The following is a 13,264-nucleotide window of genomic DNA, read 5'->3' as shown; positions in this document are numbered from 1 at the left end:
CCTGATTACTCTTCGCTGGTGTGCACTTTGCGGTGCAGGATCGCCTGGAACTCGTCGGCGAAGGTGTAGTAACGACCGATCAGCACTTCGCTGCGTGCGGCGAAACGGTTGTAGGCGATAACCGCCGGGATTGCCGCGAACAGACCGATGGCGGTAGCGATCAGCGCTTCGGCGATACCCGGGGCCACGGTGGCCAGGGTCGCCTGCTGGGCGCTGGCCAGGCCGCGGAAGGAGTTCATGATGCCCCACACGGTACCGAACAGACCGATGTACGGGCTGGTGGAACCGACAGTGGCGAGGAACGGCAAGCTCTGCTCGAGTTTTTCTTCCTCACGCGAGATGGCTACACGCATGGCCCGGCCAACGCCCTCCATGACCGCGTCGGGGTCCACACCCGGCTGCTGGCGCAGGCGAGAGAACTCCTTGAAGCCGGCACGGAACACTTGCTCAACGCCCGAATCCGGGTCCGGGTTGCTGCCTGCCTGACGGTACAGCTTGGACAGGTCGATACCCGACCAGAAGCGTTCCTCGAAGGCATCCAGCGCACGACGACCGGCGCGCAGCATGGTGCTGCGCTGGAAGATCATGATCCATGAGGTGACCGAGGCGGCCACCAGGGTCAGCATTACCAGCTGTACCACCACGCTGGCATTGCTGACCAGACTCCACATGGAGGTATGGTCGACGACGTTAGCTTCCACGCTTATTCTCCTGCATTCGATTGAGTACCCGAGCCGTCCGCCACAAAGGCGTCGCGCAGCTTGGGGGGTATGGCTCGGGGTTTGAAAGTGTCGGCGCGCACGGCGGCCACCAGGAACTGCCCTTCGCAGAGCAGCGTTTCATCCTTTTCCCGCCAGACCTGCTGCACGAAACGCAGGCTGGCGCGATTGAGTTCAAGTACGTGCGCGGTCACTCGAAGTTCGTCGTCCAGGCGCGCCGGCGCGTGATAGCGCGCTTCGCTCGAATGGACCACGAACAACAGGTTCTCACCGGCCAGTTGCTGCTGGGAAAACCCCAAGTGCCGCAGGCGCTCGGTCCGCGCGCGCTCCATGAATTTCAGATAATTGACGTAATACACCACGCCACCGGCATCGGTATCTTCGTAATAGACGCGACAGCGGTGAGCGAAAGGTTCCAGGCCATTTTGCGCGCGCATACTCTAGTGCTTACTCCTCAGCTTGCCAATCCGCTGCAGCAACTGTTTTTTCTTCATTAATGTCGTATTGCCAGCGCACCTGAGGCATGCCAGCGGTAGGACCACGAAAAGCGGGTTTCGATCTGTCATTCATCGCCTGCTTCGGAAAATTCTGCCCCCTCACCCAAGCGCCCGGGAACGTTCAGGCCAAAGTGCAGGTAGGCATGGCGGGTGACCACGCGCCCGCGTGGCGTGCGCATGATGTAACCCTGCTGAATCAGATAAGGCTCGAGCACATCCTCGATGGTATGACGCTCTTCGCTGATCGCTGCCGCCAGGTTATCCACGCCCACCGGGCCGCCATCGAACTTTTCGATCATGGTCAGCAGCAGGCGGCGGTCGGAATGGTCGAAGCCACGCTCGTCGACGTCCAGCAGGTTGAGCGCCATGTCGGCCACCGCCTTGGTGATCTGCCCCTTGCCGCGCACCTCGGCATAGTCACGCACGCGGCGCAGCAAACGGTTGGCGATACGCGGCGTGCCGCGGGCACGGCGGGCGATCTCGTAAGCCCCCTGGTCCTCGATGACCAGCCCCAGAATATTGGCCGACCGGCTGACGATGGTCGCCAGGTCCTTGTCGCTGTAGAACTCAAGGCGCTGGACGATACCGAAGCGATCGCGCAGCGGGTTGGTGAGCATGCCGGCGCGGGTCGTGGCCCCCACAAGGGTGAAGGGCGGCAGGTCGAGCTTGATCGAGCGGGCAGCGGGGCCTTCACCGATCATGATGTCGAGCTGGAAGTCCTCCATGGCCGGATACAGCACCTCCTCGACAACCGGTGACAGCCGGTGAATCTCGTCGATGAACAGGACGTCATGCGGTTCGAGGTTGGTCAGCATGGCCGCCAGGTCGCCCGGGCGTTCGAGAATCGGCCCCGAGGTACTCTTGACCGATACGCCCATTTCCTGGGCGATGATATTGGCCAACGTGGTCTTGCCCAGGCCTGGCGGACCGAAGATAAGCGTGTGGTCGAGCGATTCGTTGCGACCGCGGGCAGCCTGGATGAACAGCGCCATCTGCTCGCGCACCACCGGCTGGCCGATGTATTCGTCCAGGCGCAGCGGGCGGATGGCACGGTCCTGGACTTCTTCGCGGTCGCGGCCACTGGCGGCAATCAGGCGGTCGGCTTCGATCACTTGGTAATCATCCCTTTGAGGCTGCGACGGATCAGCTCCTCACTGCTCAGCCCGGCCTTGTCCTTGATCGCGGACACTGCCTTGCTGGCTTCCTGCGGCTTGTAGCCCAAAGAAACCAGGGCGCTGACGGCATCGGCCTCAGCGCTGGAGGCGCTGCTGACCGGCACCGGCCCATCCGAAACAAGCGTGAACATGGCCGGTGAGGTTTCCCAGGCCTTGAAGCGGTCTTTGAGCTCGACCAGCAAGCGCTCGGCGGTCTTCTTGCCCACACCAGGCACACGCACCAGCGCCGAGGTGTCCTGGGCCTGGACGCAACGCACCAGTTCGTCGGCCTCAAGGCCCGACATCAAGGCCAGCGCCAGCTTCGGGCCCACGCCATTGAGGCGGATGAGCTCGCGGAACAGTTCGCGCTCGCGCTTTTCATGAAAGCCATAGAGCAGGTGGGCATCTTCGCGCACCACCAGATGGGTATGCACGGTGACCGTTTCGCCGACTTTCGGCAGGCGGTACAGGGTGGTCATGGGCACTTCAAGCTCATAACCCACGCCATTGACGTCGATAATCAGGTGCGGCGGTTGCTTTTCCGCCAGGGTGCCGCGCAAACGTCCAATCACGTTTCGATCCTTCCTCTCGGGGAGCCGATCAAAGACCGCTCAACCCTATCAGCAAATACGTCGGGTGAACGCGCCACCCTGACAAAATGTGTATCAGCTCATGAAGCAGCTACAGACGCAAGCGCCCACCGCGCCGCCGCGCCGTGGCCAGGCCGTGCGGCACCAGGCTGGAACGGGTATGGGCATGGCACAGGGCAATCGCCAGGGCATCAGAGGCATCGATCTGTGGTTTCTGGGTCAGCTTGAGCAGGTGCATGACCATCAGCATCACCTGTTCCTTGTTAGCCCCGCCAGTGCCGGCCACGGCCTGTTTGACCTGAGTCGCACTGTATTCGGCGATTTCCAGGCCGGCCTCGGCGGCGGCGACGATCGCCGCGCCGCGTGCCTGGCCAAGTTTGAGGGCCGAATCAGGGTTGCGCGCCATGAACACGCGCTCGATACCCATGGTCACCGGGCCATGTTGGGCAATGATTTCACTGACACCGCGAAAAACGATCTGCAGGCGCTCGTGCAGCTCGCCGCTGCCGGTTCGGATACAACCCGACGCCACGTACTCGCAACCACGGGCAGTCTGGCGCACAACGCCATAACCGGTGATGCGCGAGCCGGGGTCGATACCAAGAATCAGAGTCATAACGCCTTTCGTGTAGGGGGTGCTTGAAAGCCTGAGCTCAATTCAAGGCTATTGGGGCCGCTGTGCAGCCCATCACCGGCAAGCCTGCTCCCACAGATCCAGCGCAACGCTTGAGGGGTGCGCTTGACTACAGGAGCAGGCCTGCCAGCGATGGGCCGCCCAGCGGCCCCAATTACAACCTTGCTGGCGACACCTTAGCCGAGTTTTTCCATGATCTCGTCGGAAATCTGTGCATTGGAATAGACGTTCTGCACATCATCCAGGTCTTCGAGCATGTCGATCAGCTTGAGCACTTTCTCCGCGCCCTCCTGATCCAGCTCGGCACTGGTGGTCGGCTGCATGACGATTTCCGCGTCTGCGGCCTTGAAGCCGGCCTCTTCCAAGGCGTTACGCACGGCATAGAAGCTGTTGAACGAGGTGAACACCTCGAACGAGCCATCTTCGTTGGCCACCACATCGTCGGCGTCGGCTTCCATGGCGGCTTCCATCAGCGCATCTTCGTCCACGCCCGGCGCAAAGCTGATCTGCCCCTTGCGCTCGAACAGGTAGGCCACCGAGCCATCGGTACCAAGGTTGCCGCCACACTTGGTGAAGGCATGCCGCACAGCGGCTGCGGTACGGTTGCGGTTGTCGGTCATGGCCTCGACCATGATCGCCACCCCACCCGGGCCGTAACCCTCGTAGCTCAGCTCTTCAACGTTATCGCTTTCGTTGGTGCCGGCACCACGGGCCACAGCGCGATCGATGATATCGCGGCTCATGTTGGCACCCAGGGCCTTGTCCAGCGCCAGGCGCAAGCGCGGGTTGGAAGCCGGGTCACCACCGCCCTGCTTGGCAGCGACGGTCAGCTCACGGATCCACTTGGTGAAGATCTTGCCTCTCTTGGCATCCTGGCGCTCTTTGCGGTGCTTGATGTTCGCCCACTTGGAATGACCAGCCATAACGACTCCAAACTCTTGAAACACAAACAATTGCGCCCCGAGAGGGGCGCAACGACAAATGCCTGCGCCGAAACGCAAAGGCGCATCCATCTGGATGCGCCCGGGGTCCGCTTACTCGACCTTGGTCTGTTCGCGCAGGCGGATATGCAGCTCGCGCAGGGCCTTGGCATCAACCAAACCAGGCGCCTGAGTCATCACGCACGCGGCGCTCTGGGTTTTCGGGAAGGCAATCACTTCACGGATCGACTGGGCACCGGTCATCAGCATGACCAGGCGGTCCAGACCGAAGGCCAGGCCACCGTGAGGCGGAGCACCGAACTTCAGGGCGTCGAGCAGGAAGCCGAACTTCTCTTCCTGTTCTGCCGCTTCGATACCCAGCAGGCGGAACACCGCCTGTTGCATCTCTTTGCGGTGGATACGGATCGAACCGCCACCCAGTTCGGTTCCGTTCAGCACCATGTCGTAGGCACGCGACAGCGCGGTGGCCGGGTTGGCCTCGAGCTCTTCGGGGGTGCACTTGGGTGCGGTGAACGGGTGGTGCAGGGCGGTGAAGCTGCCGTCTTCGTTCTCTTCGAACATCGGGAAGTCGACGACCCACATCGGTGCCCACTCGCAGGTCAGCAGCTCGAAGTCGTGGCCCAAACGGATACGCAGCGCGCCCAGGGCCTCGCTGACGACCTTGAACTTGTCGGCACCGAAGAACACGATGTCGCCGTCTACGGCACCTACGCGATCGAGGATCACGTTGAGGTTGGCTTCAGGGATGTTCTTGACGATCGGCGACTGCAGGCCTTCGACGCCTTTGGCGCGCTCGTTGACCTTGATGTACGCCAGGCCACGGGCGCCGTAGATGCCGACGAACTTGGTGTACTCGTCGATCTTGCTGCGCGGCATGCTGGCGCCACCGGGCAGGCGCAGTGCGGTAACGCGGCACTTCGGATCGTTGGCCGGGCCTGCGAAGACCTTGAAGTCGACATCTTTGAGCTGGTCGGCGACGTCAACCAGTTCCAGCGGGTTACGCAGGTCTGGCTTGTCGGAACCGTAGCGGCGCATGGCTTCTTCGAAGGTCATGTGCGGGAATTCGCCGAACTCCAGGTCCAGCACTTCCTTGAACAGCTTGCGGATCATGCTCTCGGTCAGGCCCATGATCTCGGACTCATCGAGGAAACTGGTCTCGATGTCGATCTGGGTGAATTCCGGCTGACGGTCAGCGCGCAGGTCTTCGTCACGGAAGCATTTGGCGATCTGGTAGTAGCGGTCGAAGCCGGCGACCATCAGCAGCTGCTTGAACAGCTGAGGCGACTGCGGCAGCGCGAAGAAGCTACCAGCGTGGGTACGGCTGGGCACCAGATAGTCACGCGCGCCTTCTGGCGTTGCGCGGGTGAGGATCGGCGTTTCGACGTCGAGGAAGCCATTTTCGTCCAGGAAGCGACGAATGCTGCTGGTGATGCGCGAACGCAGGCGCAGCTTGTCGGCCATTTCCGGGCGACGCAGATCGATGAAGCGGTAGCGCAGGCGGGTTTCCTCGCCGACGTCAGAGTATTCGTTCAGCGGGAACGGCGGGGTTTCAGCTTCGTTGAGCACGTTGAGCTGGTAACCGAGGATTTCGATGGCACCGGAAGCCATGTTGGCATTCACCGCGCCCTCGGGGCGCTTGCGCACCTTGCCGGTGATCTGCACCACGTATTCGCTGCGCACGCGGTCGGCCGCAGCGAAGGTTTCGGCGCGATCGGGATCGAAGACGACCTGGGCCATGCCCTCGCGGTCACGGATGTCGAGGAAGATCACCCCGCCGTGGTCGCGGCGACGATGGACCCAGCCGCAAAGGGTGACTTCCTGGCCGTCCAGGCTCTCGTTCAGTTGGCCGCAATAATGGCTGCGCATCATGATGGTGGTTTCGCTTCTCGTGATTCGTGTATTCGATGGAGGCCTTGGCCGCCCCAGGGGGCTAATACTGCAAGACCCGGCTACTGCAATTCAACTCAGTCGGCCTTGTCGCCGCCTGCCAGATTCTTTTTAGCCCCGGTCTTGAAGTCGGTTTCGTACCAGCCGCTACCGCTCAGGCGAAATCCAGGGACCGACAACAGTTTCTTCAATGCCGGCGCCTGGCAGGCCGGACAGTCGGTCAGCGGCGCTGCACTGATCTTCTGCAACGCTTCCATCCGGTGATCGCAGGATGCACATTGATAGTCATAAAGGGGCATGGGTGTCTCTCGTCAACCATTACGCTGGCTGCCCGGGGCAGCAAAAAGCGGGATTATATATGGTTAACAGGCACTGCGCAGCCCGCCTGGCGATCAGCGTCCTGCAACCACGCAACACAGATCACCCGCACCAGGCCGCTGAAGTTGCGTACCCCACCCTGGCGCAGGTGCACTTCACGATCCACATAGGAAAGTATGGCACTGACGGAGCACTCATTGGCCTCTGCGATGCGCTCGAGGATGCGCCAATAGACTGCCTCCAGGCGCAAGCAGGTGGAAAAACCGTTGAGCCGGACCGAGCGCGATACCGGCTGAATCTGCATCATGTCAAAATCCGCCTTGAACGGATCAATGCTTTGCCTGCCCAGGCAGCGGCCTTTGCCTACTCCACGCTTGCTCGCTTGCATCATGCGCCCACATCCTCGCCACAGGTATGTTCCCCTGCACCGCAAGACAGGCACGGATGCAGGAACCAGAGGCTCAATGAAGCGCGTGCGGCCGGGCGCAAAGCAGCGGCAAAGCCTTCCCGCACAAACGAAAAAGCCCGGTGAGCTTCACTCGACCGGGCTTTGCAGGCCGCTTTTCATACAAGCGGCTGATCATTTACCGTCAAGCAGTACCCGCAGCATCCATGCAGTCTTTTCGTGCACCTGCATACGCTGGGTCAGCAGATCGGCAGTTGGCTCATCACTGACCTTGTCCACTACCGGGAAAATACTGCGGGCGGTACGCACGACCGCCTCCTGCCCCTGGACAAGCTGATGGATCATCTCGTCCGCTGCGGGCACCCCTTCCTCTTCCTTGATGGAAGAATGCCGTGCGTAAAAAGCATAGGAACCCGGCGCTGGGAAGCCCAGGGCGCGAATCCGCTCGGCGATGGAATCAACGGCCAGCGCCAGCTCGTTGTATTGCTCTTCGAACATCAGGTGCAGGGTACGGAACGAAGGACCGGTGACGTTCCAGTGAAAGTTGTGGGTTTTCAGATACAGCACATAGGTATCCGACAACAGACGGGACAGCCCTTCGACGATGGATTTGCGATCTTCTTCACTGATACCGATATCGATTGCCATGAAGTTCCCCTTTTTCATATGGCTTGATGATGATCAAGCGGGCCTCACACACTGTATCAATACTTCGCGCCACGCGCCCATGACACAGGGCAACTCATCGCCGGCAGCCACCTGCGGTTTGAGAAGGCCCCGCGTTTGCTGTTAAATAGGCACCGTGCCACCCGTGCGTGCTGTTATTGCCGGGTGCATAGGCTGGCTCACCATGTGTTCGCGCTCTACACCTCATGCGCACCATGCCGCCAGCTCTTCCTGTGATCGGCCTTATCAATTGCGAGCCAACCCCATGTTCAAGATCGTCCATCTGTTGACGGGCGCTGCAGCTTTGCTGCTATCGCTCATACCCAGCCTGAAAAACGACGCAACTCCCTTCCTGCAACAACCGGACGCGGTCTACCTTGCCCTGCTCGGCCTGCTCAACCTGCTGCTGGCACCTGTCGTGCCGCTGTATTACCGCGGCGCCCGCCAGCAATTGCAGCATCTGGCCTGCGCCTTGCTGGTGGTGGCCGTGGTACTGCAAACCCTGACCTTGCTGGCCCGCCCCGAAATGGGCAACCTGGCGGCGCTGGTCTGCGCAGGCCTCGCAGTCATTCTGCACCTGGCTGCAGGCTTGGCCCGTAGCCCCAGAAAAAACCGACCCAGCCAAGGCGCGCCGCAGGAGACCGGCACGCGCGATACCGGCACGGTGAAGTGGTTCAACACCTCTAAAGGCTTTGGATTCATTTCCCGCGATTCGGGTGACGACATCTTCGTCCACTTTCGCGCCATTCGTGGCGAAGGCCATCGCATCCTGGTCGAAGGCCAGCGTGTGGAGTTCTCGGTAATGCACCGCGACAAGGGCCTGCAGGCCGAAGATGTGGTCGCGGTATCCCGCCGCTGACCCTGTGCAGCCCTGGGGCAACCCCAGGGCTTGCACCCATCAGTAATGAGGCGGCGGCGCTTCCTCGCCCTCACTGCCATACTGCCCGACCATTTCCTCGTAACGCTTGATCAACTCGGCCATCTGCAACTGCAGGCGCTGAATCACCCGCCCCTGCTCGACCACCACGTCATTGAGCTCCTGAATGGTGTCGTCCTGAAACGCCTGACGGGTTTCCAATTCGACTATGCGCGATTCCGGCGACATGTCAGGCCTCCTCATATGTGTCATCGAGCAGGACGCGCAAGCGCTGGCGAATGGCATCGACCTGCCCCGGCCCGTATTCGACAGCGGGCACCTTGCCCCAGACCGGCGCCGGCCAGGCGGCATCCCCGTGGCGACGGACAATCACATGCATGTGCAACTGGCTGACCACATTACCCAGTGTGGCAACGTTCATTTTGTCTGCCGCGAACTCCGTTTTGAGTGCCTCGGCCAGGCAGGTGGTTTCTTTCCACAACTGCGCCTGATCGTCCGGGCTCAGGTCGAACAGTTCGCTCACGCCGGCACGCTTGGGTACCAGAATGAACCAAGGGTAGTTGGCATCCTTGCTAAGCAGCAGACGGCACAGCGGTAAGTCTCCAAGAACCAATGAGTCCTGCTGCAAACGCAAATCCATCTCAAACACTGAAAACCTCCACCAACGAAAAGGGGCCCGCCATGCGGGTCTATGGCGCAAGGATACTCTGCTTCGCCCACGCAAGCATGCTGCACGCCCCCAGACTGCACCCTTATTGCACAGGAATCGCTTCAGCCTGCACAGGCGCGGTAACACTCCGCTACTTTTCGCACCAAAATGAGGCCGCAAACGAGTACACCACTGCGCTTTCACACACACAAATGACTCAACTTGAACAGCGAGCGGTAACACATTGACTTGCAAGGCAGGTTTTTAATTTGCGGGCGGGCTGCTGCCAGATACGCCATCAGCCACCAGCCGCCCCGTGTTTACGGGCATTTTCCGGCCACGTGAGCGGCATTTGTGAAAATTTCATGAACCGTTGTTAATTTTGAGCACGCTTGTTGCATTCTTCTCACATCAAGTCGGCACGACATCTGCATAAAGCGATGGACGCAACAAATAACAACAGCCGCTTTGGATCCACCAGGGAGTTTCCCCAACCGAAATCGATAGTTACAGAATCGTTACGGTGACAGGAACAGCGCTGGCGTTGTACGGCTCGGAATTCCGGGACGTGATTTGCGACATGGAAATACCTGAAAGCGACATGGCCGTAAACTTCGCGAAACGTTGTATATGCCCATATCGCCAACGACAGTCTGCGTGCTATACATTTCCGCCGACATAACAAGAAAGAGCTGCCCCATATAACTAAAAGACTTGGGCGCAGCGGTACTCTTCCTAAAAACCAAAGGAGCAAATCACGATGCGCGTGATGAAGTGGAGCATGATCGCCCTGGCCGTTTCGGCAGGGACCTCGCAGCTGGCCTTTGCCTCTGCACAGGACGAATCCAAGGGTTTCATCGAAGACAGCCAGCTGAACGTCAAGACTCGCATGCTGTACTTCAGCCGTGACGCTCGTAACAATGATCGGGACCCTGTTACCGGCGATCGCCAGAGCCGCACAGAAGAAACCGGCCTCGGCTTCCTCGGTACCTTTGAGTCGGGCTTCACCCAAGGCACCGTAGGCTTCGGTGTCGATGCCATCGGCATGCTCGGCCTGAAACTGGACAGCGGCAAAGGCCGTGCCGGTACCGGCCTGTTCCCGCAAGGCTCCGACGGCCGCTCGCAGGATGACTACTCCGAAGCCGGTGGCGCAGTGAAAATGCGCATCTCCAACACTGTGCTGAAGTACGGTAACCAGTTCACCGCCCTGCCGGTATTCGCTACCGACGACAGCCGACTGCTGCCGGAAGTTGCCGAAGGCGCCTTGATCACCAGCGACGAGATCGAAGGCCTGACCCTGCACGCCGGTCACTTCACCGGCATGAACGCCCAGGCCCAGACCTACCGCGACAGCCTGCGCCTGACTGAAGCCAACATCGTCGGTGGTACCTATGCCCTGACCGACAGCCTCAGCACCAGCCTGTACTACTCCAAGGTCGAAGACTACTGGCGCAAGTACTACGGCAATGTCAACTGGGCACTGCCGATTTCGGACAAGCAAGGCCTGGTGTTCGACTTCAACATCTATGACACCAAGAGCGAAGGCAGCGCCCTGTACAAAGCGTACGACGGCGACAAGCTCGACAACACCGCTTTCAGCCTGTCGGCTGCGTGGAACATCGGCGCTCATACCTTCACCATCGTGCATCAGCGCGTCCACGGTGATGGTGACTACGGTTACGGCGTCGACGGTGGCGGCACCGTCTTCCTGGGTAACTCGGTGGCCCGTTCCGACTTCAACGCAGAAGACGAGAAGTCCTGGCAAGCGCGCTACGACCTGAACTTCGCTGAGTTCGGCGTACCCGGCCTGACCTTCATGACCCGTTACGTGCGCGGTACCGACGCCAATGTCGCAGGCACTTCCAACGGTAAGGAATGGGAACGCGACATCGACATCAAGTACGTGTTGCAGGAAGGCCCGGCCAAGGACCTCAGCTTCCGCGTCCGTCAGGCCACCTACCGCTCCTCCGACGGCGTCTACTACGGCTCCCCGTCGCTGGACGAACTGCGCCTGATCGTCGAGTACCCGCTGAGCATCCTGTAAGCCACGCTTATAGTGCCCCGCACCTGAAAAAGCCCGGCACGCTCGCCGGGCTTTTTCTTGGCTGACAATTACCCCGCCCTGGGGCATCCTGTACGCCTTCGTTTCGCCCCCGTACAATGCGGGGTCATTTCAATGTCTTAGGCAATCGACACGGCTAACCATGCGCACCAGTCAATATTTGCTCGCCACCCAGAAAGAAACCCCTGCCGACGCAGTGGTCATCAGCCATCAGCTCATGCTGCGTGCCGGCATGATCCGCAAGCTGGCTTCCGGCCTGTACACCTGGCTGCCGATGGGCTTGCGGGTCATGCGCAAGGTCGAAGCCGTGGTGCGCGAGGAAATGAACGCCGCCGGCGCCCTGGAAGTGCTGATGCCCAGCATCCAGCCCGCCGAACTGTGGCAGGAATCCGGCCGCTGGGAACAGTATGGCCCCGAGCTGCTGCGCCTGAAGGATCGCCACCAGCGCGATTTCTGCGTAGGCCCGACCCACGAAGAAGTCATCACCGACCTGGCCCGTAACGAGCTGTCCAGCTATAAACAGCTGCCGCTCAACCTGTACCAGATCCAGACCAAGTTCCGTGACGAGATCCGCCCGCGCTTCGGCTTGATGCGTGGCCGCGAATTCATCATGAAGGACGCCTATTCCTTCCATGCCGACCAGGCTTCCCTGCAGGAAACCTACGACCGCATGCACCAGGCGTACTCCAACATCTTCACCCGCCTGGGCCTGGATTTCCGTCCAGTGCAGGCCGACACCGGCTCCATCGGCGGCAGCTACTCGCATGAGTTCCATGTGCTGGCATCGTCTGGCGAAGACGATGTGATCTTCAGCGACAGCTCCGACTACGCTGCCAATATCGAGAAAGCCGAAGCCATCCCGCGTGAGACCGTGCGCCCAGCACCAACCGAGGAGCTGCGCCTGGTCGATACGCCAGAGGCCAAGACCATCGCCCAGCTGGTCGAGAACCACGGCTTGCCGATCGAGAAGACCGTCAAGACCCTGATCGTGCGCGGCGCGGAAGAAGGCAAGCTGATTGCCCTGATCGTACGTGGCGACCACGAACTGAACGAAATCAAGGCTACCAAGCTCGAGCAGGTTGCCGACCCATTGGTCATGGCCACCGAAGCCGAGCTGCGCGATGCGATTGGTGCCGGCGCCGGCTCCCTCGGCCCACTCAACCTGCCACTGGAAATCATCATCGACCGTTCGGTTGCCCTGATGAGCGACTTCGGCATCGGTGCCAACATCGACGACAAGCACTACTTCGGCGTCAACTGGGAGCGCGACCTGCCGGTCCCACAGGTTGCCGACCTGCGCAACGTCGTCGAGGGCGACCCGAGCCCGGATGGCCAGGGTACGCTGGTGATCAAGCGCGGCATCGAAGTGGGCCACATCTTCCAGCTCGGCACCAAGTACAGCGAGGCGCTCAAGTGCCAGGTACTGGGCGAAAACGGCAAGCCGGTCGTGCTGTCCATGGGTTGCTACGGCATCGGCGTATCCCGCGTGGTCGCCGCCGCCATCGAGCAGAGCCATGACGACAAAGGCATCATCTGGAACGACGCCCTGGCTCCCTTCCAGATCGCCCTGGTACCACTGCGCTACGAAACCGAGGTGGTTCGCGAGGCCACCGACAAGTTGTACGCCGAACTGACGGCTGCAGGCTTCGAAGTGCTGCTGGACGACCGCGACAAGAAGACCAGCCCTGGCATCAAGTTCGCCGATATGGAGCTGATTGGTATTCCGCACCGCATCGTCGTCAGCGACCGCGGCTTGGCCGATGGCAACCTGGAATACAAGCACCGCACCGAACAGGATGCTCAAGCGCTGCCACTCAATGAAGTGCTGACCTTCCTGCAGGCCCGCGTTCGCCGCTGATAATCA

The 13,264-nt window shown here is 60.7% G+C and carries 15 protein-coding genes; 3 read left to right on the top strand and 12 right to left on the bottom strand.

What is annotated here, in order from left to right:
• Positions 1-5: 5 nt before the first annotated feature.
• The 10 genes from tolQ to JNA92_RS17780 form a co-directional block, all read right to left on the bottom strand.
• Positions 6-701 carry a protein TolQ gene (gene tolQ, locus JNA92_RS17825; RefSeq protein WP_010952367.1) on the bottom strand — a complete coding sequence of 232 codons (696 nt, stop codon included), beginning with the start codon at positions 699-701 and terminating at the stop codon, positions 6-8.
• Positions 702-703: 2 nt separating this feature from the next.
• Positions 704-1,156: a tol-pal system-associated acyl-CoA thioesterase gene (gene ybgC, locus JNA92_RS17820; protein ID WP_241805973.1), complete on the bottom strand. Its 453-nt coding sequence runs from the start codon at positions 1,154-1,156 to the stop codon at positions 704-706.
• Positions 1,157-1,281: 125 nt separating this feature from the next.
• A complete protein-coding gene (ruvB, locus tag JNA92_RS17815) occupies positions 1,282-2,328 on the bottom strand; it encodes a Holliday junction branch migration DNA helicase RuvB (protein ID WP_241805972.1) in 1,047 nt (348 codons plus the stop codon).
• Complete coding sequence (gene ruvA, locus JNA92_RS17810) at positions 2,325-2,942, bottom strand: Holliday junction branch migration protein RuvA (RefSeq protein ID WP_241805971.1); 618 nt, start codon at positions 2,940-2,942, stop codon at positions 2,325-2,327. Before ruvA ends, ruvB begins: the two co-directional genes overlap by 4 nt.
• A gap of 109 nt (positions 2,943-3,051) precedes the next feature.
• Positions 3,052-3,576, bottom strand: a complete 525-nt coding sequence (ruvC, locus tag JNA92_RS17805) for a crossover junction endodeoxyribonuclease RuvC (protein ID WP_012315820.1) — start codon at positions 3,574-3,576, stop codon at positions 3,052-3,054.
• A gap of 194 nt (positions 3,577-3,770) precedes the next feature.
• Positions 3,771-4,517 (bottom strand): YebC/PmpR family DNA-binding transcriptional regulator, encoded by a 747-nt coding sequence (locus JNA92_RS17800; protein WP_012315821.1) that lies wholly within the window; start codon positions 4,515-4,517, stop codon positions 3,771-3,773.
• 111 nt (positions 4,518-4,628) lie between these two features.
• On the bottom strand, positions 4,629-6,404 hold the full coding sequence (gene aspS / locus JNA92_RS17795; RefSeq protein WP_241805970.1) for an aspartate--tRNA ligase: 1,776 nt from the start codon (positions 6,402-6,404) through the stop codon (positions 4,629-4,631).
• A gap of 95 nt (positions 6,405-6,499) precedes the next feature.
• A complete protein-coding gene (locus JNA92_RS17790) occupies positions 6,500-6,721 on the bottom strand; it encodes an FmdB family zinc ribbon protein (protein WP_046787975.1) in 222 nt (73 codons plus the stop codon).
• 53 nt (positions 6,722-6,774) lie between these two features.
• On the bottom strand, positions 6,775-7,131 hold the full coding sequence (locus tag JNA92_RS17785; protein WP_241805969.1) for a ribbon-helix-helix domain-containing protein: 357 nt from the start codon (positions 7,129-7,131) through the stop codon (positions 6,775-6,777).
• A 189-nt stretch (positions 7,132-7,320) separates the two neighbouring features.
• The gene (locus tag JNA92_RS17780; RefSeq protein ID WP_012315825.1) at positions 7,321-7,794 is read right to left on the bottom strand and encodes a Dps family protein; all 474 of its coding nucleotides are present in this window, start codon (positions 7,792-7,794) and stop codon (positions 7,321-7,323) included.
• A gap of 283 nt (positions 7,795-8,077) precedes the next feature.
• Between JNA92_RS17780 and JNA92_RS25840 the strand changes: the two genes are divergently transcribed.
• Complete coding sequence (locus JNA92_RS25840; RefSeq protein ID WP_277818202.1) at positions 8,078-8,671, top strand: cold-shock protein; 594 nt, start codon at positions 8,078-8,080, stop codon at positions 8,669-8,671.
• Between the two features lie 39 nt (positions 8,672-8,710).
• On the opposite strand, the gene JNA92_RS17770 is transcribed toward JNA92_RS25840, so the two are convergent.
• On the bottom strand, positions 8,711-8,917 hold the full coding sequence (locus JNA92_RS17770; protein WP_039602955.1) for a SlyX family protein: 207 nt from the start codon (positions 8,915-8,917) through the stop codon (positions 8,711-8,713).
• Between the two features lies 1 nt (position 8,918).
• Complete coding sequence (locus JNA92_RS17765; protein ID WP_241805968.1) at positions 8,919-9,338, bottom strand: HIT family protein; 420 nt, start codon at positions 9,336-9,338, stop codon at positions 8,919-8,921.
• 760 nt (positions 9,339-10,098) lie between these two features.
• On the opposite strand from JNA92_RS17765, the gene JNA92_RS17760 reads away from it, so the two are divergent.
• Together JNA92_RS17760 and JNA92_RS17755 are read left to right on the top strand one after the other, a co-directional pair.
• Entirely contained in the window at positions 10,099-11,382 is a 1,284-nt protein-coding gene (locus JNA92_RS17760) for an OprD family porin (RefSeq protein ID WP_241805967.1), read from the top strand.
• 160 nt (positions 11,383-11,542) lie between these two features.
• Positions 11,543-13,258, top strand: a complete 1,716-nt coding sequence (locus JNA92_RS17755; RefSeq protein ID WP_241805966.1) for a proline--tRNA ligase — start codon at positions 11,543-11,545, stop codon at positions 13,256-13,258.
• Positions 13,259-13,264: the final 6 nt, after the last annotated feature.

The sequence above is a fragment of the Pseudomonas putida genome, assembly GCF_022627325.1.
Lineage (GTDB): Bacteria > Pseudomonadota > Gammaproteobacteria > Pseudomonadales > Pseudomonadaceae > Aquipseudomonas > Aquipseudomonas putida_X.
The sequence above is the reverse complement of the archived record's forward strand: the minus strand, read 5'-3'. Positions and strand labels throughout refer to the sequence as shown.

What these genes read in the sequence shown, in the direction of transcription:
- ybgC (WP_241805973.1), bottom strand. Translation starts at nt 1,156, where the DNA reads ATGCGCGCGCAAAATGGCCTGGAACCTTTCGCTCACCGCTGTCGCGTC.
- ruvC (WP_012315820.1), bottom strand. Translation starts at nt 3,576, where the DNA reads ATGACTCTGATTCTTGGTATCGACCCCGGCTCGCGCATCACCGGTTAT.
- JNA92_RS17800 (WP_012315821.1), bottom strand. Translation starts at nt 4,517, where the DNA reads ATGGCTGGTCATTCCAAGTGGGCGAACATCAAGCACCGCAAAGAGCGC.
- aspS (WP_241805970.1), bottom strand. Translation starts at nt 6,404, where the DNA reads ATGATGCGCAGCCATTATTGCGGCCAACTGAACGAGAGCCTGGACGGC.
- JNA92_RS17790 (WP_046787975.1), bottom strand. Translation starts at nt 6,721, where the DNA reads ATGCCCCTTTATGACTATCAATGTGCATCCTGCGATCACCGGATGGAA.
- JNA92_RS17785 (WP_241805969.1), bottom strand. Translation starts at nt 7,131, where the DNA reads ATGATGCAAGCGAGCAAGCGTGGAGTAGGCAAAGGCCGCTGCCTGGGC.
- JNA92_RS17780 (WP_012315825.1), bottom strand. Translation starts at nt 7,794, where the DNA reads ATGGCAATCGATATCGGTATCAGTGAAGAAGATCGCAAATCCATCGTC.
- JNA92_RS25840 (WP_277818202.1), top strand. Translation starts at nt 8,078, where the DNA reads ATGTTCAAGATCGTCCATCTGTTGACGGGCGCTGCAGCTTTGCTGCTA.
- JNA92_RS17770 (WP_039602955.1), bottom strand. Translation starts at nt 8,917, where the DNA reads ATGTCGCCGGAATCGCGCATAGTCGAATTGGAAACCCGTCAGGCGTTT.
- JNA92_RS17760 (WP_241805967.1), top strand. Translation starts at nt 10,099, where the DNA reads ATGCGCGTGATGAAGTGGAGCATGATCGCCCTGGCCGTTTCGGCAGGG.
- JNA92_RS17755 (WP_241805966.1), top strand. Translation starts at nt 11,543, where the DNA reads ATGCGCACCAGTCAATATTTGCTCGCCACCCAGAAAGAAACCCCTGCC.